At 72.1% G+C, this 22,326-nt stretch carries 18 protein-coding genes; 4 read left to right on the forward strand and 14 right to left on the reverse strand.

From position 1 onward, the window contains the following. Nucleotides 1-87: 87 nt before the first annotated feature. On the reverse strand, nt 88-3,261 hold the full coding sequence (locus tag ACERZO_RS45410) for an ATP-dependent helicase (RefSeq protein WP_372672290.1): 3,174 nt from the start codon (nt 3,259-3,261) through the stop codon (nt 88-90). A gap of 171 nt (nt 3,262-3,432) precedes the next feature. Here ACERZO_RS45410 and ACERZO_RS45415 point away from each other — a divergent pair, with 171 nt between their 5' ends. Next, nucleotides 3,433-3,756, forward strand: a complete 324-nt coding sequence (locus tag ACERZO_RS45415) for an MGMT family protein (protein WP_257923117.1) — start codon at nt 3,433-3,435, stop codon at nt 3,754-3,756. 28 nt (nt 3,757-3,784) lie between these two features. Then, entirely contained in the window at nt 3,785-4,642 is an 858-nt protein-coding gene (locus tag ACERZO_RS45420) for a siderophore-interacting protein (RefSeq protein WP_372672201.1), read from the forward strand. Nucleotides 4,643-4,732: 90 nt separating this feature from the next. On the opposite strand, the gene ACERZO_RS45425 is transcribed toward ACERZO_RS45420, so the two are convergent. Together ACERZO_RS45425 and ACERZO_RS45430 are read right to left on the reverse strand one after the other, a co-directional pair. Beyond that, nucleotides 4,733-5,545 (reverse strand): uroporphyrinogen-III synthase, encoded by an 813-nt coding sequence (locus ACERZO_RS45425; protein ID WP_372672202.1) that lies wholly within the window; start codon nt 5,543-5,545, stop codon nt 4,733-4,735. Then, nucleotides 5,538-6,506: a helix-turn-helix transcriptional regulator gene (locus tag ACERZO_RS45430; RefSeq protein ID WP_372672203.1), complete on the reverse strand. Its 969-nt coding sequence runs from the start codon at nt 6,504-6,506 to the stop codon at nt 5,538-5,540. The genes ACERZO_RS45425 and ACERZO_RS45430 overlap by 8 nt, the downstream gene beginning before the upstream one ends. A gap of 63 nt (nt 6,507-6,569) precedes the next feature. Here ACERZO_RS45430 and ACERZO_RS45435 point away from each other — a divergent pair, with 63 nt between their 5' ends. Both ACERZO_RS45435 and ACERZO_RS45440 read left to right on the forward strand, forming a co-directional pair. Beyond that, on the forward strand, nt 6,570-6,965 hold the full coding sequence (locus ACERZO_RS45435) for a DUF3224 domain-containing protein (protein ID WP_372672204.1): 396 nt from the start codon (nt 6,570-6,572) through the stop codon (nt 6,963-6,965). Nucleotides 6,966-6,974: 9 nt separating this feature from the next. Then, entirely contained in the window at nt 6,975-8,078 is a 1,104-nt protein-coding gene (locus ACERZO_RS45440) for a DNA glycosylase AlkZ-like family protein (RefSeq protein WP_372672205.1), read from the forward strand. A gap of 4 nt (nt 8,079-8,082) precedes the next feature. Here ACERZO_RS45440 and ACERZO_RS45445 read toward each other — a convergent pair whose 3' ends face one another. The 11 genes from ACERZO_RS45445 to ACERZO_RS45495 form a co-directional block, all read right to left on the reverse strand. Beyond that, on the reverse strand, nt 8,083-8,748 hold the full coding sequence (locus ACERZO_RS45445; protein ID WP_372672206.1) for a DUF4097 family beta strand repeat-containing protein: 666 nt from the start codon (nt 8,746-8,748) through the stop codon (nt 8,083-8,085). A 99-nt stretch (nt 8,749-8,847) separates the two neighbouring features. Further along, nucleotides 8,848-9,951: a uroporphyrinogen-III synthase gene (locus tag ACERZO_RS45450; RefSeq protein WP_372672207.1), complete on the reverse strand. Its 1,104-nt coding sequence runs from the start codon at nt 9,949-9,951 to the stop codon at nt 8,848-8,850. Beyond that, the gene (gene nirD / locus ACERZO_RS45455; RefSeq protein ID WP_372672208.1) at nt 9,948-10,289 is read right to left on the reverse strand and encodes a nitrite reductase small subunit NirD; all 342 of its coding nucleotides are present in this window, start codon (nt 10,287-10,289) and stop codon (nt 9,948-9,950) included. The genes ACERZO_RS45450 and nirD overlap by 4 nt, the downstream gene beginning before the upstream one ends. After that, nucleotides 10,286-12,793 carry a nitrite reductase large subunit NirB gene (gene nirB, locus ACERZO_RS45460; protein ID WP_372672209.1) on the reverse strand — a complete coding sequence of 836 codons (2,508 nt, stop codon included), beginning with the start codon at nt 12,791-12,793 and terminating at the stop codon, nt 10,286-10,288. The genes nirD and nirB overlap by 4 nt, the downstream gene beginning before the upstream one ends. A gap of 1 nt (nt 12,794) precedes the next feature. Next, entirely contained in the window at nt 12,795-14,186 is a 1,392-nt protein-coding gene (locus ACERZO_RS45465) for a nitrate/nitrite transporter (protein ID WP_372672210.1), read from the reverse strand. After that, nucleotides 14,183-15,610: an FAD-dependent oxidoreductase gene (locus ACERZO_RS45470; RefSeq protein WP_372672211.1), complete on the reverse strand. Its 1,428-nt coding sequence runs from the start codon at nt 15,608-15,610 to the stop codon at nt 14,183-14,185. Before ACERZO_RS45470 ends, ACERZO_RS45465 begins: the two co-directional genes overlap by 4 nt. After that, entirely contained in the window at nt 15,607-17,709 is a 2,103-nt protein-coding gene (locus ACERZO_RS45475; protein WP_372672212.1) for a molybdopterin oxidoreductase family protein, read from the reverse strand. Before ACERZO_RS45475 ends, ACERZO_RS45470 begins: the two co-directional genes overlap by 4 nt. Before the next feature lie 131 nt (nt 17,710-17,840). Next, nucleotides 17,841-18,638 carry a TIGR02569 family protein gene (locus ACERZO_RS45480; RefSeq protein ID WP_372672213.1) on the reverse strand — a complete coding sequence of 266 codons (798 nt, stop codon included), beginning with the start codon at nt 18,636-18,638 and terminating at the stop codon, nt 17,841-17,843. Nucleotides 18,639-18,782: 144 nt separating this feature from the next. Next, nucleotides 18,783-19,958 (reverse strand): adenylyltransferase/sulfurtransferase MoeZ, encoded by a 1,176-nt coding sequence (gene moeZ / locus ACERZO_RS45485; protein WP_372672214.1) that lies wholly within the window; start codon nt 19,956-19,958, stop codon nt 18,783-18,785. A gap of 93 nt (nt 19,959-20,051) precedes the next feature. Next, nucleotides 20,052-21,215, reverse strand: coding sequence for a DUF3152 domain-containing protein (locus ACERZO_RS45490; RefSeq protein WP_372672215.1), 1,164 nt, complete (start codon nt 21,213-21,215; stop codon nt 20,052-20,054). 80 nt (nt 21,216-21,295) lie between these two features. Then, entirely contained in the window at nt 21,296-22,309 is a 1,014-nt protein-coding gene (locus ACERZO_RS45495) for an alpha/beta hydrolase (RefSeq protein ID WP_372672216.1), read from the reverse strand. Nucleotides 22,310-22,326: the final 17 nt, after the last annotated feature.

Consider the following 22,326-nt stretch of genomic DNA (forward strand, 5'->3'; position numbering starts at 1 on the left):
TCAGGACCTCCGGGGTCCTGAATGACTCATTCAAGACACCGGGGCGGGAGTTCGGCGCGCCTGCCGCGGGCATCGTGCTCGGCTGGGTCACGGGCCCGGCACCTGCCTGCCCTCCGGCCGCAGCGGGCAGCACCCACGCGCCGGGCACCGATCGCAGTCCGGGTTCTCCTGCGCCTGGTAATCCGGCCCCGCCGCCGAAGCCGCCGCGTCGCGGACCAGCTCCAGCCACTGCTTGCCGCCCACCTCGTCCAACGGTGGCTGGGACCGCTCGGTCGACCCCGTCTTGTTGTTCGCCTTCGCGACGTAAACCAGCCGCGCGCCGCCGGGCTCGTTGCTGCCCTTGATCGCCCCCAGCAGCACCGCGAGCTGGTACGCCGCCAGCTGCGGGTGCGCCTCGGCGTCCGCGCCCGACACCGGGACCTTGCCCGTCTTGATGTCGACGATCACCGGCCGCCCGTCGGCGTCCAGCTCCACCCGGTCGACCCGGCCGCGCAGCAGCACGCGGACCTCGTCCTCGCCGCCGGCCGGCAGCTCGACCTCGATGTCCTGCTCGACCCCCGCCGCCTTCAGCTCCGCGCGGCTGCGCTCCAGCCACGTCACGAAGTTCTGCAGCATCTGCTCGACCCGCCGCCGCTCCCGGCGGGAAAACCACGGCGCCCCGGCGTCGACGCGCACCCACGCCTCGTCCAGCGCCGCCTGCAGCTCGGCGTCCGTGCGCCCGGACGCCACCGCCTGCGCCAGCCCGTGCACCAGCGTCCCGGTGACCGCGGCCAGCTGCGCCGGGTCGGAGCCGCCGTGACGCTCGATCATCCAGCGCAGCGGGCACTTCGTCAGGATTTCCACTGTGGACGGTGAGATCCGGACCAGGTCGCCGGGCCGGTGCACCGGCTCGTCGGTCGACGCCGGCAGCAGGCCGTACCAAGTGGACGGATGCGCGCCGGGCACCTTCGCGTCCGCCAGCCTCGCCAGCTGCTTGGCCGCGCGACGCCGGCGTACCGGGTCGGCCTTGTCGTCGCAGACGACCTCACGCAGCTCCCCCACCAGCTCGGCCAGCACCAGCGACCGCCCGGGCGGCTTCATCCGCGAGTCGAGGCCGCCGTCGTCGGCGCCGTTCTCCTCGAGGTCGTCGAGGAACCGCGACGGCTGTTCGTCCTCGCCGGACACCGCCGTGACGAGCAGCGTCTGCTTCGCCCGGCTCATCGCCAGGTAGAACAACCGCCGCTCTTCGGCCAGGATCGGCGCGGTCTGGGAGACGGCGTCGTCGTCCACACCGGACATCAGGTCCTTGAGCCGTTCCACGCCCAGCACGGATCCCCGCAGCCGCAGGTCCGGCCACGCTCCTTCTTGGACACCGGCGACGGCGACGACCGTCCACTCGCGACCCGCGGCCGCGTGCGCGGTGAGCAGCGAGACGCCGTCCGAAGGCACGGCCGCCGGCGCGAGCGTGTCACCGGCGATCTGTTGCGCTCCAAGGTAATCCGCGAAGGACGCGACGCTCGCCCGCGGCAGCCGGTCGACGTACCGGCCGGCGGCGTCGAACAGCGCCACGACGGCGTCGAGGTCGCGGTCGGCCTGCGCCCCCAGCGATCCCCCGCGTTCGACCTGCTTCAGCAGCTTGTCCTGAAGCCGGCTTTCGGTCCAGAGCTGCCACAGCACCTGCTCGACGCCGTCACCGCGCGCCACGGCCTGGTGCGTGACGCGCAGCAGCCCGCCGACCCGCCGCACCGGCTCGGCCTCGGCGTCCGCGAGCCCGGCGAGGATGTCCCCGCCGCGCAAGGCTTCGACGAGCAGCTCGTCGCTCGACCGCTGGCCGCCGCCGGCCAGTTCGAGCCGCCGCAGACCACGACGCAACCGGCGCAACGCCAAGGGATCCGCGCCGCCGAGCGCCGACGACAGCAGCATCTCGGCGAGGTCGACGTCGAGGAGTTCGGGCGCGGGCGCGAGCTTCAGCACGGCCAGCAGTGGCCGCACCGCGGGCTGGCGCGCCAGCGGCAGCTCCTCGGTCGCCGAGCCGATCGGGACGCCGGCGGCACGCAATGCCCGTTGCAGCACCAGGAAAGTCCGGGCCGGCGACCGGACGAGCACCGCGATCTCCGACCATGGCACGCCGTCGACGAGGTGCGCGCGGCGCAGCTGGTCGGCGATCCAGCTGGCCTCGGCCGCCGGGGTCGGCATCACGCGGACCCGCACGTTCCCGCCGGAAGCCCCCGCGGGCGGGAGGATCTTGCGGTGCTGCGACGCGCCCGGCAGCGTCGCGCCGATCTTCGCCACGGCCAGGCGGACAGCCGGGGCGAGCCGGTGCGACGTCGTGAGCGTGACGGTCCGGCTGCCGTCCGGGTCGGCGTCGGCGAACAGGCTCGCGTCCGCGCCGCGGAAGGAGAACACGTTCTGGTCCGGGTCGCCGGCGACGACGAACTCCGCCGCGGTGTGCCCGATCACCCGGACCAGGCTGGTCTGCAGCGGGTCGAGGTGGTGGGCGTCGTCGACGAACAGGTGCCGCACGCGGGTGCGCTCGCGCATCCGGAGCTCGTCGTCGTCCTCGAGGGCGAGCAGCGCGGAGGTGACCAGCTCGGCGGCGTCCAGCGCGGGCGCGCTCGCCACGCCGAGGGCGTTGCCGCCCGCGCCCTGCAGCTGCGTGACCTCCTCGTACTGCGCCCAGAACTGCCCGGCGGCGATCCACTCCTCGCGCCCGCGGCGCCGGCCCAGCTCGGCGAGGTCCTCCGGGCCCAGCCCGCGCTCGGCGGCGCGCATCAGCAGGTCGCGCAGCTCCTCGGCGAACCCGGGGACCAGCAGCGCCGGCCGCAGCTGCTCGGGCCAGTACCCGGCCTCCTCGTCGAGGTCGCCGGCCAGCAGCTCGCGGACGACGACGTCCTGCTCGGCGCCGGCGAGCAGCCGCGGCGGCGGGAGCTCCTCGGCCATCGCTTCCAGCCGCAGCAGCGAGTACGCGTACGAGTGGACCGTGCGGACGAGCGGTTCGCGGACGGTGCGGGGCAGCGGCCGCGCCTGCTCGGGGTCGAAGGTGAGCCGCCGGGTGATGTCGGCGCGCAGCGCGTCCGCCGCCTTGCGGGACGTGGTGAGCACCAGCACGCTCTCCGGGTCGGCTCCCTCGGCGATGCGGCGGGTGGCGGCCGACGCGAGCAGCGACGTCTTGCCGGTGCCGGGACCGCCGAGCACGCGGCGGAATCCCCCGGGTGCGGAGAGCACGCGCCGGGCACCGTCGTCCCAGGTGAACGTGGGTGCGTCGGTGATCGGCGGGCGCACCAGCCGCGCGTCCGCCCGCCCCGTTCGCCTCGCGTTCACCCAGCGATGGAACCACGCCCGCTCACCCGGGTGGCGCACCGGCACGCCTTAACGCGCGCACGTTCGGCGAAGGTGCCGCAGCGTGCGGCGGGCGGCACGAAAAGTGTCGGTGGTGTGCGGCACAGTAGGGGCATGGACGACGTTCTGCACGAGCGCGTGCGGGAGATCATCGAGTCGGTGCCGGCCGGCACGGTGGCCACGTACGGCGACATCGCAGCGCTCGCCGGCGCGCCCTCGCCGCGGATGGTCGGCGCCATCCTGGCCGAGGACGGGCACGACCTGCCGTGGCACCGGATCCTGCGCGCGAACGGGACTCCGGCGCCGCACCTGGTGCACGACCAGCTCGAACGGCTGCGCGCGGAGGGCGTGCTGGCCGACGGCCAGCGCGTCGACCTGAGGAAGTACCGCTGGAAGCCCGACGGTGACGAAGATCCCGGTGAGGAGGGACTGTTCTGATCGCTGATTTTTAGGTTAGCCTCGCCTAATGACGACACAGGTGGAGCGGCCGGCTTTGACGTACCACCGGGCCCGGGTGACCGCGGTCCGGCCGATCACGCCGCAGATGGTGCGCGTGACGTTCGAGTCGGCGAGCTTCCGCGAAGTGCCGCCCGGGGCGCCGGACCAGTACGTCAAGGTCTTCTTCCCGCAGCCCGGCCAGGAGGAGCCGAGGCTGCCGGAGACCGGCTCCGACGTCATGTCGTGGTACCGCATGTACCTGGCGATGCCGGACGACGTCCGGCCGCCGATGCGCACGTACACGGTCCGGGCGCACCGGCCCGCGTCGATGGAGATCGACGTCGATTTCGCGCTGCACGGCGACACCGGGCCGGCCTCGGCGTGGGCGACGCGCGCGACACCGGGCGACCGCGTGGCGTTCACCGGGCCGTACGGGCTGTACGACGTGCCCGGCAGCACGGACTGGCAGCTGCTGGTCGGCGACGAAACGGCGCTGCCCGCGATCGGCGCGATCATCGAGCGGCTCCCGGCCGGCACGCGCGCTTCGGCGTACATCGAGGTGTCGGAGCGCGAAGAGCGTCAGACGTTCGAGACGCGCGGAGCGGTCGAAGTCCACTGGCTGGTCCGCGGGGCGCGCCCGATGGGCGAGGCGCTGCTCGACGCGGTGCGCGCGGCGAGCTTCCCCGGCGGAGCGCCGTACGCGTGGGTGTCGGGCGAAGCGGGTGTCGTGAAGCTGGTGCGTCGCCATTTGGTGCGCGAGCGAGAAGTCGACAAGCGGCGGATCTGCTTCACCGGCTACTGGCGGCAAGGGATCAGCGAAGAAGCGGCGAGCCGGGAAGCGGTCCGAGCGGCCGAAGCAGGCGATGCACCGGCCGACGAGGACTGAGCCCAAGCGCCCCAATGTGGCCTTCGGTGCGTCTGACGCACCCAAGGCGGCCTTCGGTGCGTCTGACGCAACCAAGGCCGCATTGGGGCGCTAGCCCGGCCGCGAAAGGGTCGTGACCAGCAGCTTCACCAGGGCGCCGAGACGCTGACGGTCCGGCTGCAGCGTCTCGACGCCCGCTTCCTCCAGCGGCGCCGCCGTCACCGGGCCCACGCACGCGACCACCAACGGCCCCCGCAAAGCGGCAAGCAACTCGTCGTACCGCCCGTACTCCCGGGCCAAAGTCAGAAAGTTCGCCGCCGCCGGAGCGCTCGTGAAAGCCAGCGCCCCCAGCGAACCGGCCACCGCCGCGTCGATCAGCTCGTGCACCGGCGTCACGTCCGGCGGGGAATACCACCGGTACGGCTGCAGCTCGACCAGCGAAGCCCCGGCCGCGACCAGCGGCGCCGTGTGCTCCGGCAGCGGCGTCCCGTGCAGCTGGACCGCGATCCGCGCCCCCGAAACACCCGCGCAAGCGAGCGAACCGAACAGTTCCGCATTGGACTCCGACTCGGCCGAAAAGGACTCGCGCAGCCCCGCACCACGAACCGCACCGACCGCCTTCGGCCCGCGCGCGTAGATCCGCGACTCCCCCAACCGCTCCAACAGCGGCGAGCGCAGCCCCCAGTCCGAAGCCGCGGCGAGCCAGCCGCGGAAGCCCGCTCCCGTCGTCACCACCGTGAAGTCGATCGGCGCCGCGACGAGCGTCGAGGTGGCCGCGCGCAGCTCCGGGTCGGTGTCCAGGGGCACGATCGTGATCGTCGGCGCGTGGCGGACGTCGGCGCCGTGGCGTTCGAGGGCCTCGATGAAGTCCTCCGCCCGGCGTTCGGCCGTCACCCCGATCGCGATCCCGCTCAGCTCACCCATAGAACGCGCCCATCTCCTCGATCGCTTCCGCCAGCTCCGCACGCAGGTCCGCCGGTTCGAGAACCTCCAGGTGCGGCCCGAACCGCAGCAGTTCGCCGATGGCCGGTTCGCCCGGCTCCACCGGCAGCTCCACGGTGAGCCAGCCGTCCGCGTCGGGCTCCCCGGTCGCCTCGCGCAGCGCGCGGGCGCCGACCGAACCCGCGTAGAACGGTACGAGAGCCTGCGCCCGAGGCGACAGCCGCACCACCGCGACCCGCGGGAACATCCGGCGTTCGAACTGCTCGGACCACTCCTGCCAATAGGCGGCGAGGTCGAACCCGACGGGGCGCTCGAACTCCTCGCCCAGGTCGGTCAGCTCCAGCACGCGCGAGATCCGGTAGGTCCGGTCGGTGCCTTCACAGCGGGCCGCGAGGTACCAGTTGCCCGCTTTCAGGATCAGGCCCAGCGGGTCGACGTCCCGCTCGACCACGCGCTGTCCCCAGCGTTCGTAGCGGATGCGGATCCGGTGCGACGACCAGACGGCGTCGGCGATCGCCGACAGCGCCGGCAGGCTTTCGATGCCCCGGTGCCAGCCGGGGACGTCCAGGTAGAACCGCTCGGCGACGCGGCCGGCTCGGTCGCGCAGCTCCTGCGGCAGCGCGGCGTACAGCTTGAGCTGCGCCGCGGCCAGGACGGTGCCCAGCCCGAGCTCGGCCGCCGCGACGGGCAGCCCCGCCAGCGACAGCGACTGCGCCTCCTCCTCGGTCATCCCGGTCAGCCGGGTGCGGTAGCCGTCGACCAGGCGGTACCCACCGGTCCGGCCGCGGTCGGCGTACACCGGGACGCCGGACGCCGACAGCGCGTCGATGTCCCGGTAGACCGTGCGCACCGAGACCTCGAGCTCCTCGGCCAGCTCTTCGGCCGTCATCCGGCCGCGGTTCTGCAGCAGCAGGAGGACGGACAGGAGCCGGCTGGCGCGCATGGATCCCAGTTTGGCAGAAATACCTGACACAAGCTGACAGGTATGCCCGGCAGGGTGGTCCCCATGAACGAATTCATGACGAAGAACTGGGACGAGAAGATCGTCAGCGGCGTCGAGGGCGGCCCGCGGGTGGCCTACGCGCACGTCACGTTCGCATACGAGGGCGTCATCGAGGGTGAGTCGATCTGCGACCTTCTGCTGTACTACGCGGGCGAGGGCTACGACAGCGGGCAGACGACGTCGCCGAGCTTCGAGCGCTTCGAAGGCAAGGTCGACGGTCGCGAAGGGACGTTCATCGTGCGCCACGAGTACACGTTCGACGCCAAGGGCTTCGCCTCGACGTTCAAGGTCGTCCCCGGCTCGGCCACCGGCGGGCTGGCCGGCCTGACCGGCGGCGGGACCGCCGGCGGCGCGACCGGCGTGGACAAGGTGGGCTACACGTTCGAGTACGCGTTCTAGGAGTCGCAAGTGGACCGTCGTCAGGTACTCGCCTACCGCATCGCCGAGCACGGGCTGCACCGCACCGCGCGGGACGTGGCCGACCTCGCGGTCGTCCGGGCCGGGCTGCAGGACAGCATGCGCGACACGGCGTTGCTGGCCCTCGCCGCCCGGCTCGACGGCGACGTGTCCCTTGTGGACGACGAGCGGCTGGTGCTCGCGTGGACGCTGCGCGGCGCGCCGCACTACCACCTCCGCACGGACCTGCCCGAGGTGATCCGGGCGCTGGTCCCGCTGGACGACGCGGACGCGCTGGCCCGGATGCTCTGGCAGCGCAAGGAACTGGCGGCGACCGGCCTCGCGGCGTCCGAAGTGGTCTTCACGGCGGCGGCCGCCCTCCGCGCGGTGGTCAAGGAACCGATGACGAAGGGCGCAGTGTCGACGGCAGTGACGAAGAAGCTGCCGCCGGAGTTCGCCCGCTGGTGCCGCGGCTGCAACGCGACGCACATCCACGAGCAGCTGATGCGCATCGCGACACCCCACGCGGGGGTCCGGCTGGTGGCCGGCGCGTCCCCGGCGACGTTGGCGCCGCTGGAGGGCCGGGGCCGGATGCGCAAGACACCCGATGTCGCCGCGGCGACGGCGGTGGTCGAGTCGTACCTGCGCCTGAACGGTCCCGCCTCGCCGGGCGAAGCCGCCGAGTTCGCGGGGACGGCCCGCGCGGTGGTCGGCAAGACGTGGCCGGCGGACCTGGCGTCGGTGCAGGTCGACGGCAAGACCCGCTACCTGCCGGCGGACCGCGTGGCGGCGCTGGAGAACCCGCCGGAGCCGGAGGTGGTGCGGCTGCTGCCGCCGCTGGACCCGTTCATCCAGGCCCGAGACAAGGCGTTGCTGGTCCCGGACCCGGCGCGCCGCAAGGAGGTCTGGAAGATGCTGGGCAACCCGGGCGTGCTCATCGCGGACGGCGACATCGCGGGCACGTGGCGCACGAAGGGCAGCGGCGCGAAGCTGACGTTCACGGTGACGGCGTTCGACCCGCTCCGCCCGGCGGTCCGCGAGGAAGCGGAAGCCGAGGCGGAGCGGGTGGCGGCGGCCCGGGGGTTCGAGAAGCACGCCGTCTCCTGGGTGGGCTGAAGGCTTACCGGCCGGCGGCGTCGATGTCGCCGTACGCGGTGGTCGCGCGGATGGTCAGGTCCGCGGCGCCCTCGGTGTTCTTGAGGGAGTTGCGGATCCGGCCGTAGGTGGTGCCGGCGTCGAGGGACGCGGAGACACCGGCGGCCGCGCCGACGGTGATGTCGCCGGCCTGGGTGCTCAGCACGAGGGCACCGCGCACGGCTTCGGCGATCCGGATGTCGCCCTTGCCGGTGCTGACCTCCGCCGGGCCGGTGAGGCGCCCGACCGAGACGTCGCCGGCGTGGGCGGTGAGGCGGAGGCTCGCGACCTCGTCGAAGACGGCCTCACCGTGCGCGCCTTCGACGGTGACGTCCCCGAGCCGCCCGACACCCCGCAGCGCGACGCTGGCGGCCTTGGCGCGGACGTCCGAGCCGGCGGGCAGGTGGACGGTCACGTCCAGCGAGCCGGACGGGCCGAAGTACTGGTTCTTCACCGCGCCTTCGATCCGCAGGACACCGCCCTGGAACTCGACCTTGACCTGCTCGGCGGCCTTGACGTCCCGGCTCTTGGCGGGATCGGCGGGCAGGATGTCGACGGTGGTCTCGGCCAGGTCGCCGGCGACGAGCCGGACGCGGCCCGCGGGGATGTCGAGGACGGCGGTGATCGGGGCGGTGGTGGCGAAGTTCTGCATCGTGTTCTCCTGGTGGCTCGTGTTCGGTGTTGAAGCCACCATCACGGGTGCGGCTGACAGCGAAGAGCCACCGCCCTGACACGGCCGCTGACACGCGGCTCAGGCGTCCACGGCCAGCCGGTACCCCCGCTTGACCACCGTCTGCACGACCTTCCCGCCCCCCAGGGAAGTCCGCAGCCGCCCGATCGCGGTCTCCACCGCGTGCTCCTCCCCGCCCCCGGGCAACGCCGAAATCAGCTCTCGCCGCGACACCACGCGCCCCGGGGAAGCCGCCAACGCACGCAGCAACGCCATCGGTGCCGGGGCCACCTCGCGCCACTCGCCGTCCACCACCGCGGCCTGTCCTCGCAGCTCGATCGACAGCCCACCCGCCGAAAACCTGGGCGACCGCGCCAGCAACGTCTCCGATACCGTCCGCGCCAACGCGCCGATCCGCGCCCGGTGCGGCTGGACCGTCGGCACCCCCAGCGCCGCCAGCGGGCCTGCCGTGATCGGGCCGACGCACGCCGCCACCACCGGGCCCGACAGCGCCGAAACCAACCCCGGCAGGCGGCCCGTGCGGCGGGCCAACGCCAGCAGCGAGGCCACCGCCGGCGCGCTCGTGAACGGCAGCGCGTGGATCGTCCCGTCCAGCACCCCGTCCAGCAACCGGTCCACCGGGCCCGGGTCCACCGGGCCGACCCAGCGGTACACCGACACCTCGATGACCTCCGCCCCCGCCGCGCGCAGGGCGTCCACGAAATACGGCAGCGGCTCGCCGTGCAGCTGCACCGCGATCCGCTTGCCCGCCACGTCCGAAGACAGCAAGTGCTGCAACAGTTCCGCGTTGCTCTCCGACGCCGGCGAGTACGCCTCCGACAGCCCCGCCGCGCGGATCGCCCCGGTCACCTTCGGCCCGCGCGCCAGCAGCGAAGCGGACGAAAGACACGTCAGCAGAGCGTCGCCGAGGCCCCAGCCCTCGGCCGCCTCCAGCCAGCCGCGGAAGCCGATGCCCGTCGTCGCCACCACCGCGTCCACCTGCGACTCCAGCAGCATCGACGTCGCCGTGTGCAGCTCGGTGTCGTCCGTCAGCGGCACGATCCGGATCGCCGGCCCGTAGCGGACGCTCGCCCCCTTGCGCACCAGCAGCGCGCCGAGCTCGTCCGCTCGGCGCGCCGCGGTGATGCCGACCACGAAGCCGGTCAGCGGGAGAACAGCGGTCACGGGCTCTCCACTTCGACCACGCCCTCTCGCACGCGCACCTCGTACACCGGAATCGAGACGTCGTCGGCGTCCAGGCACTGTCCGCTTTCGAGCGCGAACCGTTCCTTGTAGACCGGCGAGGCGACCACCGGGACCCCGGCCGCGTCCCCGACGATGCCGCGCGAGAGCACCGCCGCGCCGCTGCACGGGTCCCAGTTGGACAGTGCGTACCAGCGGTCCCCCGGCAGGTGGAAGATCGCCACCTGCACGCCGTCGAGCAAGGCGGCGACCCCCGCGTACTCCGGCACGGCTTCGGCGGCGCAGACCGCCGTCCAGGTCCGTTCGATCGACGTCGTCATCGGCGCACCTCCGGAACGCCCAGCATCACGGGCACTTTCTGCTGCCGCTCCTCGCGGAACGAGATCGCCGGGTCGGGTGTGCCCGGCGCGTTGACGAACGAGGTGAACCGGGCCAGCTTCTCCGGGTCCTCCAGGACGCCCTTCCACTCGTCGGCGTAGTTGTCGACGTGCTTGGCCATCGCCGCGTCGAGGTCCTCGCAGATGCCGAGCGAGTCGTCGACGATCACCGCGCGCAGGTGGTCGAGGCCGCCCTCCAGCTCCTCGATCCACGGCGCCGTCCGCTGCAGCCGGTCGGCGGTGCGCACGTAGAACATCAGGAACCGGTCGATGGTCCGGATCAGCGTCTCGGTGTCCACATCGGACACGAGCAGTTCGGCGTGGCGTGGGGTCGTGCCACCGTTGCCGCCGACGTAGAGGTTCCAGCCGTTCTCCGTGGCGATGATGCCGAAGTCCTTGCTCCGCGCCTCCGCGCACTCCCGCGCGCACCCGGAGACCGCCGACTTGAGCTTGTGCGGCGACCGCAGGCCGCGGTAACGCAGCTCCAGCTCGATCGCCAGCCCGACGCTGTCCTGGACGCCGTAGCGGCACCACGTCGACCCGACGCACGACTTGACCGTCCGCAGCGCCTTCCCGTACGCGTGCCCGGATTCGAAGCCCGCGTCGACCAGCCGACGCCAGATCAGCGGCAGTTGGTCCACAGTGGCCCCGAACAGGTCGATGCGCTGACCGCCGGTGATCTTGGTGTACAGCCCGAAGTCGCGGGCCACCTCGCCGATCACGATCAGCTTGTCCGGCGTGATCTCGCCGCCCGGGATCCGCGGGACGACGGAGTACGTGCCGTTGCGCTGCAGGTTCGCCAGGAACCGGTCGTTGGTGTCCTGCAACGTCATCTGCTCGCCGCCGAGCACGTGCCCGTTGCCCAAGGTGGCCAGGATGGACGCCACCGCCGGCTTGCAGATCGCGCAGCCGCTGCCCGAGCCGTACCGGCCGATCAGCTCGCTGAACGTCGTGATCCGCGTGGCCTGGACGATCTCGAACAGTTCCGCGCGCGACTGCGTGAAGTGTTCGCACAAGGCCTTCGACTGCTCGACGCCGGCCGCGCTCAGCAGCTTGCCGAGCAGCGGGACGCACGAGCCGCACGCGGTGCCGGCGCGGGTGCACGCCTTCAGCTTGGGGACGGTGTCGCAGCCGTCCTCGTGGATCGCACGGGTGATCGCGCCCTTGGAAACCGCATTGCACGAACAAATCTGCGCCGCATCGGGCAGCGCGTCGACGCCGACCGCGGCGCCGCCGCCGGCCGGGGCGAGGATCGCGCCCGGCTCGGCCGGCAGCGGACGGCCGACCAGCGCGCGCAACGTGTTGTACTCGGTCGCGTCGCCGACCAGCACGCCACCGAGCAGCGTCTTGCCGTCGTCGGTGACGACGAGCTTCTTGTACGTCCCGGCGACCGCGTCGTTGACGGCGACTTCCAGCGCGCCTTCCGTCTTCGCGTGCGCGTCCCCGAAGGACGCCACGTCGACACCCATCAGCTTCAGCTTCGTCGACGTGTCCGGCTCCGGGAACTCGCCGGCCCCGCCGGTGAGCTGGGCGGCGACGATCTCCGCCATCGCGTACCCGGGCGCCACGATGCCGTACACGCGCCCCTCGACGGCGGCGCATTCACCGATCGCGTACACCGCGGGATCACTGGTCCGGCAGGAAGCGTCGGTCAGCACACCGCCGCGCGGGCCGACTTCGAGGCCCGACTGGCGGGCCAGGTCGTCCCGCGGCCGGACACCGGCCGAGAAGACGACCAGGTCGACGTCCAGTTCGGTGCCGTTCCCGAGACGAGCCAGCAGCCGCGAGCCGTCCGCCTCGATGGCGTCGGTCGACGTTCCCGTGTGGACGGTCACGTCGAGGTTCGTGATGAGCCGCCGCAGCAGCGACCCACCGCCCTCGTCGACCTGCAACGGCATCAGCCGCGGCGCCATCTCGACGACGTGCGGGGAAAGACCCATGTCCCGCAACGCCTTCGCCGCTTCCAGGCCGAGCAGGCCACCGCCGATGACGACGGCCGAGCGCCGGCCGCGGCCCGGCTTTTCGACGGCCGCCGCGCGGATCGCGTCGAGGTCCTCGATGGTCCGGTAGACGAAGCACCCGGGCAGGTCGTGGCCGGGCACCGGCGGCACGAACGGCCGCGAGCCGGTCGCCAGCACCAACGCGTCGTAGGAAACGACGTCGCCGGAGGCCGTGGTGACCGTCTTCGCGTTCCGGTCGACCGAAACCGCCAGTTCGCCCAGCCGGAGATCCACCAGGGAATCACCCGCGTAGTCCGACCCGGGCAGCGCCAGCGAAGCCGGGTCCCAGGTGTCCACGTAGGACGTGAGCGCCACCCGGTCGTACGCCGGGCGCGGCTCCTCGGACAGGACGACGACGCGCCAGTTGCCGGAGGGGTCTTCCGCGCGCACCGCCTCCACGAGCCGGTGGGCGACCATGCCGTGTCCGGCGACGACCAGGGTGGGCATCTCAGACCTCCGCTCCCGCGAGCGCCAGACCGCGCTCACTCGTGGGCTGTTCGGCGGGCTTGCGCAGGTAGACCGCCCAGGTGACGGCGAAGCACAGCCCGTAGAAGACGAGGAATCCGATGAAGGCGGGGACGCCGCTCTTGGTGTCGGCGAACGACTGCCGGAAGGCGAGGTTGATGAACAGCCCGCCTTCGGCGCCGATCGCGCCGGCCAGGCCGATCAGCGCGCCCGACAGGCGCCGCGCCTTGAGCAGTTCGGCCGCCTCTTCGGCGCCGTTCGAAATCGCCACCTTCGCCTTGGCCCGGAAGATCGCCGGGATCATCTTGTACGTCGAGCCGTTGCCGATGCCGGTGAGCACGAACAGCACGATGAAGGCGATCGTGAACAGCGCGAGGGACTTCGACGTCGACGCGAGGATCAGCACGACCGTGGCCAGCGCCATCCCGACGAACGTGAAGAAGGTGATCTTGCCGCCGCCGATCCGGTCGGCCAGCCAGCCGCCCGCCGGCCGCGAGAGCGAGCCGAGCAGCGGACCGAGGAACGTCACCGCGGCCGCCTGCAGCGGGGTGCGGCCGAACTGATTCTGCAGCACCAGGCCGAAGGCGAAGCTGTAGCCGATGAACGAGCCGAACGTGCCGACGTAGAGGAACGACATCACCCAGGTGTGCGGGTCCTTGACGACCTCGCGCATCGCCTTGGTGTCACCCTTCACGGTGGCGAGGTTGTCCATGTAGAAGTACGCGCACACCGCGGCGACGACGATCAGCGGGATGTAGACGTAGAGCACGATCCGCGGCGCGGTCGCGCCCGCCGTGCCGATCACCAGCAGCCCGACCAGCTGGATGGCCGCGACGCCGAGGTTGCCGCCACCGGCGTTGAGGCCGAGTGCCCAGCCCTTGTGCTTCTCGGGGTAGAACGTGTTGATGTTCGTCATCGACGATGCGAAGTTGCCGCCGCCGACCCCGCCGAGGGCGGCGACCAGCAGGAACGTGCCGAGCGACGTGCCGGGGTGCAGGACGACCGCGGCCAGGGTCGTCGGGATCAGCAGCAGGACGGCCGACACGACCGTCCAGTTGCGACCGCCGAACTTCGCCACGGCGAAGGTGTAGGGCAGCCGCATCAGGCCGCCGATCAGCGTCGGCGTCGAGACGAGCAGGAACTTGTCGGCGGCGGAGAAGCCGTAGTCCTTGCCCATGAACAGGACGATGACCGACCACAGTGTCCAGATGGAGAAGCCGATGTGCTCGGCGAACACGGAGAACCAGAGGTTGCGGCGCGCGACCTTCTTGCCCGTGGACTCCCAGAACTCCTCGTTCTCCGGTTCCCAGTGCTCGATCCAGTGCTTTCCTTGGTGTGCCACGGTGTTCTCCTTGCGACGGGTCGGGTTGGTCATTGCGCCGCGAGCCAGTTCGCGATACCGCCGACGGCGTCCGCGCAGCCGCCGCAGCCGGTCGTGGCCCGGGTGGCCCGCGCCAGTGCGGGAGTGTCGGTGGCCCCGGCCTTCCAGGCCTCGACCAGCCGGCCCTTGGTGACGTTGTTGCAGCGGCAGATCACCGCCGCCGCGGGCAGGTCGGCCGGGCTGGCCGCCGGGGCGCTGCCGCTGGGCAGCGCCCGGCCCAGCAGGACCGCCAGGCGGTCGTCGGGCAGCAGCGTGCCGCGGTCGTGGAACTGGGTGATCGAGGCGGCCGCGTCGGGCAGGCCGAGCAGGATCGCCCCGGTGACGCGGTTTTCGCGGACGACGAGCTTGCCGTAGCGCCCGCCGGTGGGGTCGTTGAAGGTGAGCACCTCGACGTCCGGGGTACCGGCGTCGAGCTGCGTCTCGCCGAGTGCGGCGAGGTCGATGCCGCGGGCCTTCAGCCGGGTGACGGCTGTGGTGCCGCGGTAGCGGGCGGCGGCGTTGGTGCCGGTCAGGACGTCGGCGAGGACTTCGGCCTGCTCCCACGCGGGCTGGATCAGCCCGGCCGGCGCCCCGGGGTGACGGGCGCAGTCGCCGAGCGCGTGGATGCGGCCGTCGCTGGTGCGCAGGACGTCGTCGACGAGGATGCCCCGGTCGACGTCGAGGCCGGCGTCGGCGGCCAGGGCCGTCTCGGCGCGGACGCCGGCGGCGACCACGACCAGGTCGGCCGGGACGAGGGTGCCGTCGTCGAGCTTGAGGCCGTCGCCCGGCAGGTAGCGGGCGGCGGTGGCGCCGAACTTGAACGTGACGCCCAGGTCGGTGAGCCGGCGGGCCAGCACGTGCCCGGCGGCCGGGTCGAGCTGGCGTTCCATGACGTGCCCGAGCGGGTGCACGACGGTCACCTGGTTGCCGCGCCCGGCCAGCCCGCGGGCGGCTTCGAGGCCGAGCAGGCCACCCCCGAGGACGGCGACCGGGGCACCGAAGCGGGCGGCGTCGAGGATCTTGGCGCAGTCGTCGAGGCTGCGGAAGGCGACCACGCCCGGCCCGGCTTCGAGTCCTTCGACGGGCGGGATCCACGGGTTCGCGCCGGTCGCGAGCACGAGCGCGTCGTAATCCACTGTGGACCCGTCGCCGAGCTCGACGCAGCGCTTCTCGCGGTCGATGCGGGTGACGTCGACCCCGAGCCGCAGGTCGATGTTGTGGCGCGCGGCCCATTCGTCGTCGTGCAGGCGGACGCTTTCGGCGCTCATCCCGCCGGCGACGACGGCCGAGAGGAGGACGCGGTTGTAGGCGGCGTGCTTTTCGGCGCCGAGGACGGTCAGGCGGACGCGTTCGGCGATCGGGTCGCGGCGGCGGATCTCGTCGGCCAGCCGGGCACCGGCCATGCCGTAGCCGACTATGACAACTTCACGGGGACTCACGCGGCACCATCCACTCCATCCATGCCCCCGCCACCACCCTCAACGGAGGCGCTTCGCACCACTGTTTTTGACTCGAGGGAAACGGCACACACCTTGAACTCCGGCATCCGGCTCACCGGATCGAGCGCAGGATTGGTGAACAGGTTGGCGCGCTGCTCACCCGGGAAGTGGAACGGCAGGAACACGAGATCGGGCCGCAGCGACTGGACGAACCGGACTTTGGCTGTCGTCTCCCCACGCCGGGAGCGGATTCGTGCGGAGTCGCCTTCTTCGAGCCCGGCGCGCTTGGCCGTGTCGGGGTGGACCTCGACGAACGCTTCCGGGACGACATCGTTCAGTTCCTTGATCAGCCGCGTCTGCGCGCCGGACTGGTAGTGCTGCAGGACGCGGCCGGTGGTGGCCTGCAACGGGAACTCGTCGTCCGGCAGCTCGGCCGGTCCGGTGTGCTCGACCGGCACGAACCGCGCGCGGCCGTCCGGGTGGGCGAACGACTCGAGGAACATCCGCGGAGTACCGGGGTGGTCGCCCGCGGGCACCGGCCAGTGCAGGGCTTCACCGGCGCGCAGGCGGTCGTAGCTGACCCCGGAGTAGTCGGCGATCCCGCCTTTGGACGCGATCCGCAGCTCCTCGAACACCGTCTCGGCGTCGGCCGGGAACCGGTTTTCCGGCTGACCCAGTCGTTTCGCCAGTCCGTTGAGGACGTCCAGATCGGACCGGACACCGGGCGGCGCGTCGATCGCCTTGCGGCGCAGCAGGACGCGGCCTTCGAGGTTGGTGAGCGTGCCGGCTTCCTCGGCCCACTGGGTGACCGGCAGGACGACGTCGGCCAGCGCGGCCGTCTCCGACAACACGAAGTCTGCGACGACCAGGAAGTCCAGTTCGGACAGTCGATCTTGGACGCGCTGCGACCTCGGCGCCGAGACGACGACGTTGCTGCCGAACACCATCAGGGCCTTCGGGCCGTCGTCCTGGCCGAGCGCTTCGAGCAGTTCGCTGGCCGACCGGCCGGGGCCGGGCAGGCTGTCCGGGTCGACGCCCCAGACGCCGGCGACGTACTCGCGCGCGGCGGGGTCGTCGAGCTTGCGGTAGCCGGGCAGCTGGTCGGCCTTCTGGCCGTGCTCGCGGCCGCCCTGGCCGTTGCCCTGGCCGGTGAGGCAGCCGTAGCCGGCACCCTCGCGGCCGGGCAGGCCCAGGGAGAGGGCCAGGTTGATCCAGCCGCCCACGGTCGCGGTGCCGGTGGCGTGCTGCTCGGTGCCGCGCGCGGTCAGGATGTAGGCGTTGCGGGCGTTCGCGAGTTTCGCGGCGGCGAGGCGCATGTCGGCGGCCGAGACCCCGGTGACGCGCTCGGCCCGTTCCGGCCACCAGCTCGCGGCGATCCGCCAGGCGTCCTCGAAGCCGTTAGTCCGAGCGTCCACATAGGACCGGTCGAGGTGCCCGCCTTCGACGACGGCGTGCAGGATGCCCAGCGCCAGCGCGAGGTCCGTGCCGGGCGCGGGGGCGAGGTGCAGGCTCGCCAGCTCGGCGGTGGGGGTGCGCCGCGGGTCGACGACGATCAGGTCGGCCCCGCGCAGGTGCTGGGTGAACGGCGGCATGGTCTCGGCCGGGTTGGCTCCGGCGAGCAGCACGACGTCGGCGTTCTTGAGATCGGTGACGGGGAAGGGCATCCCGCGGTCGGCGCCGAAGGCCTTGGTCCCGGCCGCGGCGGCCGAGGACATGCAGAAGCGGCCGTTGTAGTCGATCTGCGAGGTGCCGAGCGCGACGCGGGCGAACTTGCCGAGCAGGTAGGCCTTTTCGTTGGTGAGGCCCCCGCCGCCGAAGATCGCGACGCCGTCGGGGCCGTGCTTCTCCTGCGTTTCCCGCAGCTTGCGGGCGACGAAGTCGAGGGCGAAGTCCCAGCTGACGGGCTCGAGGGCGCCGTCGACACGGATCATCGGGGTGGTGAGGCGCTTCGGGCTCGTGAGGAGACTGCCGGAGGTCCAGCCCTTCTGGCAGAGACCGCCGGCGTTCACGGGGAAGTCCCGCGGCGCGACGCGGGAGCCGTCGAGGGTCATGCCGCACTGCAGCGCGCAGTACGGGCAGTGGGTGTCGACCTGCGGCACGGGCACCTCCTCGGCGGTTCGGATGCCCTGACGCTAAGGAGGCCGTGTTACTCGAAATCGACGGAATGTTTCAGGCAGTTGACATTGCTGCGGGAATCACGCGCCCTCGGCGGTGAGGTGCGTGACCTGGGTTACAGAACGCCGGAGACCTCCCGGGCCGCCACGCGCAGGCCGTCCAACGACGCCTGTGTCGAACGAGGGTTCAGCGCGTTCGACGCCAACCGGAACAGCACCGCGCGCAGCAGCAGCTGCGGCCACTCCGGCAAGTGCGCCCACCGCTCCAGCAACTCCCGGGTGGCCCCGCCCCACGCCAGCGCGTCCACCGCCACGATCGCCGCGCCGTACTCGCCCGGGCGGTAGTACGGGACGAAGTCGACCACCCCCGGGGCCGCGTCGCCGTCGAACAGCAATCCCGCCAGCAGCTCTCCGTGCGCCACCTGGGCCGGCAGCTTGATCGGGCGGCGCGCCCCCGCCAGGACCTCGAACCAGCGGCCGCCCTTCGTTTCCTCCAGGGGGACCTCGAGTTCCTCCCACGCCACCCGGTCGGCGATCGCGTCGACGTCGCGGCGGCCCGCGAGGAACTCCGGCCGGGGCAGGCCGATCGTCGCGCGGTGCAGCTTCACCGCCGCCAGCACCGATGCGTCGCCGCGGTGCTCCGGCGTTCCCGGGACGAACCTGGACGCCGTCCAGCCGCCGACGATCCAGCGGCCGTCGCTGGATCGGACCGGCTTCGCCACCCGCAGGCCCGGCTCGTGGACGTAGTCCAGCGCGCGGGCCGTCCACAGTGTCTTGGCCTTGTCCGTGACCGGCTTGAACACGAGGTCGCCGCTGCGCCACGCCGTCGAGTCCGGCAGCGGCTCACCGACGTCGCCGGGGCCGCCGAAGGCCGAGCAGACGTGCGCCGGAGGGCGTTCGAGGGTTGACCGCACAACTGGTGACGGTACCCGGCCGGGTGTTCCACGAACGAGAAGACGCGCTGGTCACAGAGTGTTTTAGAACTCCCGGCACGACTCGGACGAAACGCCGCGAAGGCCGCCTCCGAAGCTGGAGGCGGCCTTCACGGAGGACCACTGTCAGTAGGTCGGCAGGCTCGGGTCGATCTGCTTGGCCCACGCCAGCACGCCGCCACCGAGGTGCGTCGCGTCCTTGAAGCCGGCCGCGTGCAGGGCCGCGAGGGCCTCCGCCGAGCGCGCGCCCGACTTGCAGTGCAGGACGATCGGCTTGTCCTGCGGCAGCTCGGCCAGCGCCTCGCCCGAGAGGATGCGGTCCTTCGGGATCAGCGTCGCGCCCTTGATGTTGACGATCTCGTACTCGTGCGGCTCGCGGACGTCGATCAGGGCGAAGTTCTCGCCGCTGTCGAACTTGGCCTTGAGCTCGGCCGGGGTGATGGTGCTGCCCGACGCCGCCTGGGCCGCCTCGTCCGAAACCACGCCGCAGAACGCCTCGTAGTCGATCAGCTCGGTGATCTTCGGGGTCTCCGGGTCCTTGCGGATCTTGACCTCGCGGTACTTCATCTCCAGCGCGTCGTAGCTGATCAGGCGGCCGAGCAGCGGCTCGCCGATGCCGGTGATGAGCTTGATCGCCTCGGTCACCATGATCGAGCCGATGGACGCGCACAGCACGCCCAGCACGCCACCCTCGGCGCAGGAGGGGACCATGCCCGGGGGCGGCGGCTCCGGGTAGAGGTCGCGGTAGTTGAGGCCCTTGCCGTTCGGCGCGTCCTCCCAGAAGACGCTGACCTGGCCCTCGAACCGGAAGATCGAGCCCCAGACGTAGGGCTTGCCGAGGATCACGGCGGCGTCGTTGACCAGGTAGCGCGTGGCGAAGTTGTCGGTGCCGTCGACGATCAGGTCGTACTGCTCGAAGATCTCCAGCGCGTTCGACGAGTCCAGCCGGTCGGTGTGCAGGTGCACCTTCACGAACGGGTTGACGTCGGCGATCGACTCCTGCGCCGAAGCGGCCTTGAGCTTGCCGACGTCGGACTGGCCGTGAATGACCTGGCGCTGCAGGTTCGACTCGTCCACGACGTCGAAGTCGACGATGCCGAGCGTGCCGACCCCGGCCGCGGCCAGGTACAGCAGCGCGGGGCTGCCGAGGCCGCCGGCCCCGATCACCAGGACCTTCGCGTTCTTCAGCCGCTTCTGCCCGTTCACCCCGACGTCGGGGATGATCAGGTGACGGCTGTACCGGGCCACCTCTTCCTTGGTGAGCTCGGCAGCCGGCTCGACGAGCGGCGGCAGTGCTGACATGGGTCCTCCATCTCGCGCGCGTATCGCGTCCATCCCACTATGCACAACGCCCGCAGGCAAACATGCCTTCCCGCGTCCACGCAGTGAGACGCGCTACTGCTTTTTCGGCGTCGGGTTCGGCCAGGCGTTGGGGACGCAGACGCGGCCGTCCTTGGCCACCTTGCCCTTGTCGCCGCCGGGGATGTCGTTGAGCATCGACACGTAGTCGTCGGACACCCCGAAGGACTGCTGCATCATCACCGGCGCGGGCTGGCCGTTGCCGCCGCAGCCGACGTGCTGGTTGCCCAGTGCGTGCCCGACCTCGTGGTTGATGGCGTACTGCCGGTACCCGGTCATGTCGGCGCCGAACGCCTTCGCGCCGCGCACCCAGCGGGCCAGGTTGATCAGCACGCGGCCGAGGCTCTTGCGGTAGCAGGACGCCTCGAAGGTGATCTGGAACCCGCAGGCGTCGGCGCGGTGCGTCGTCTCGGGCGTGGTGAGGCTCACCCTGAACGACGGGTTCGGGAAGTTGGCGTCGACGCGCTGCAGCGCGATCTTGCCGTCCCACGTCCAGCTCTTGGGATCGGACAGCGTGCCCTGGACGGCGGTCGCGAAGGCGTCGTCACCCGCGTAGCTCGCCGGGTCGATCCCGTCCTCCACCTCGACGGTGTAGGTGTAGAGCTTTCCGGTGCCGACCTTCGGGCCGTTGCCGGGCACGACGTGCCACTTTCCCGCGCCGGCCTGGGTGAACGGGGTGCCCTCGGGCAGGTCGGCGGTCGGCACCTTGAGGTCGACCGGCGTGGCCGGGTTCTCCGGGATGGCCTGCTCCCCGTTGCCGTCGATCGCGCCACCCGCGGCGTCCCCACCCGCCGACTCGATACCGGCGGGAGCGCCCTGCTCGGCGATCGGCTCGGCCGGGCTGTTCGCGGTGTTGACCACGACGAGCACGGTCAGCACCACCAGGATCGGCAGGGCGTAGACGCGCCAGCCGTAGGTCTTGGTGAGCTTCGCGATCCCCGTCTTCTGCGGCGGCGCGGCCTTCTCGCGCGAGGCCTCGACCCGCGGCTTCCACGACGCGCTCAGCGGCTCGGCGGTGGTGCGCCGGCCGCCGGGGCGGTAGCGGTCCTCGCCGACGCGCTGGGCGGCCGGCTTGGCCGGCCGGTACTGCCCGGTCCGCGGGGCGTCCTCGGGCTCGGAGCCGCCGGTCGCGCGGCGGGCCGACGCGCGGTGGGGAGCCCGCCGATCGTCGCCTCGCGCGTCCTGCTTCACCCGATCCACCGCACCAGGGTGCCACAGCGCCACCGAACCGTTATCGGCGACTGGCGGACCGCCCGGGGATTTGTTGTCACCCGATCGGACTACCAAGTACCGGCTTCGACGTGCTCCCACATGCCGAGGACGGCCTTCGCTACGACGATCGGGCGTTCCATCTGGGCCACGTGGCCGGTCCGCGGCAGCACGAGCAGCCGCGCCTTCGGGATCACCTTGGCCGTCCGCATGGCGCGTCTCACGGAAATCACCCGGTCCTCGCGCCCCCAGACCACCAGCGTCGGGGCTTGGACCCGCGGCGCCGCCGACCAGAGCGACGCCTTCCCGAGCGTCGACCACGCGCGGAAGATCGCGAACGTGCTGCGCGCCATCGCCGGCGCGGCCCAGGCGAACCCGGCGCGGGCGCCGTGCTCCTCGGCCAGCTCGTCCAGCCGTTCGGCCGGGAACCGCGACGGGTCGGCGAAGCACAGCTTGATCACCTGCGCGGCGCGCTCGCGCGGGCCGAGGGCGGCCAGCTGGGCGCGCACCCGGGCGCCGACCAGCGGGAGGTACGCCAGCGCCATCCGCGGGTCGGACAACCGCCGCGGGTCGAGCCGGCGGTCGGGCATCGCGGGCGAGATGAGCGTCAGCGTCTTCACCAGCTCCGGGCGCCGCTCGGCGATGAGCAGCGCGATGGCGCCGCCCATCGAGTTGCCGAGCAGGTGGACCGGCGCGCCGACGTCCTCGATGTGCCGCGCGACGACTTCCGCGTGCGCCTGGAGGCTGAAGTCGAAGCCTTCTTCCGGCTCGGACCAGCCGAAGCCGGGCAGGTCGGGCGCGGTGCCGCCGGCGACCGGCGCGAGCAGCGCGGCCAGGTCCGTCCAGTTCGTCGACGAGCCGCCGAGGCCGTGCACGTAGACCGCGGGCACGCCGTCCGGGCCCGGGGTGCGGCGGACGTGGAGGCGGGCGGTGCCGACCTCTTCGAAGGCCGCGGGCCACGGCGGTTTCAACGGCTCGAGGGACGGCAATTCCCTGGTCGAGAGGGGCACGTGCGTCAGCGGCGCCCGCGTGGTCGCGGCGGTGTTCACGGATTCAGGATGCCCGACCCGTGGCAAGGCATACATACCGGCGAGTAATCTTC

This window comes from Amycolatopsis kentuckyensis, assembly GCF_041679295.1.
Taxonomy (GTDB): domain Bacteria; phylum Actinomycetota; class Actinomycetes; order Mycobacteriales; family Pseudonocardiaceae; genus Amycolatopsis; species Amycolatopsis kentuckyensis_A.

Excerpts from the sequence above, each read along its gene's own strand:
- ACERZO_RS45425 (WP_372672202.1), bottom strand. The coding sequence starts at position 5,545 with ATGGGTGAGCTGAGCGGGATCGCGATCGGGGTGACGGCCGAACGCCGG.
- nirD (WP_372672208.1), bottom strand. The coding sequence starts at position 10,289 with ATGACGACGTCGATCGAACGGACCTGGACGGCGGTCTGCGCCGCCGAA.
- ACERZO_RS45445 (WP_372672206.1), bottom strand. The coding sequence starts at position 8,748 with ATGCAGAACTTCGCCACCACCGCCCCGATCACCGCCGTCCTCGACATC.
- ACERZO_RS45435 (WP_372672204.1), top strand. The coding sequence starts at position 6,570 with ATGAACGAATTCATGACGAAGAACTGGGACGAGAAGATCGTCAGCGGC.
- nirB (WP_372672209.1), bottom strand. The coding sequence starts at position 12,793 with ATGCCCACCCTGGTCGTCGCCGGACACGGCATGGTCGCCCACCGGCTC.
- ACERZO_RS45420 (WP_372672201.1), top strand. The coding sequence starts at position 3,785 with ATGACGACACAGGTGGAGCGGCCGGCTTTGACGTACCACCGGGCCCGG.
- ACERZO_RS45465 (WP_372672210.1), bottom strand. The coding sequence starts at position 14,186 with ATGACCAACCCGACCCGTCGCAAGGAGAACACCGTGGCACACCAAGGA.
- ACERZO_RS45415 (WP_257923117.1), top strand. The coding sequence starts at position 3,433 with ATGGACGACGTTCTGCACGAGCGCGTGCGGGAGATCATCGAGTCGGTG.
- ACERZO_RS45495 (WP_372672216.1), bottom strand. The coding sequence starts at position 22,309 with ATGTATGCCTTGCCACGGGTCGGGCATCCTGAATCCGTGAACACCGCC.
- ACERZO_RS45430 (WP_372672203.1), bottom strand. The coding sequence starts at position 6,506 with ATGCGCGCCAGCCGGCTCCTGTCCGTCCTCCTGCTGCTGCAGAACCGC.
- moeZ (WP_372672214.1), bottom strand. The coding sequence starts at position 19,958 with ATGTCAGCACTGCCGCCGCTCGTCGAGCCGGCTGCCGAGCTCACCAAG.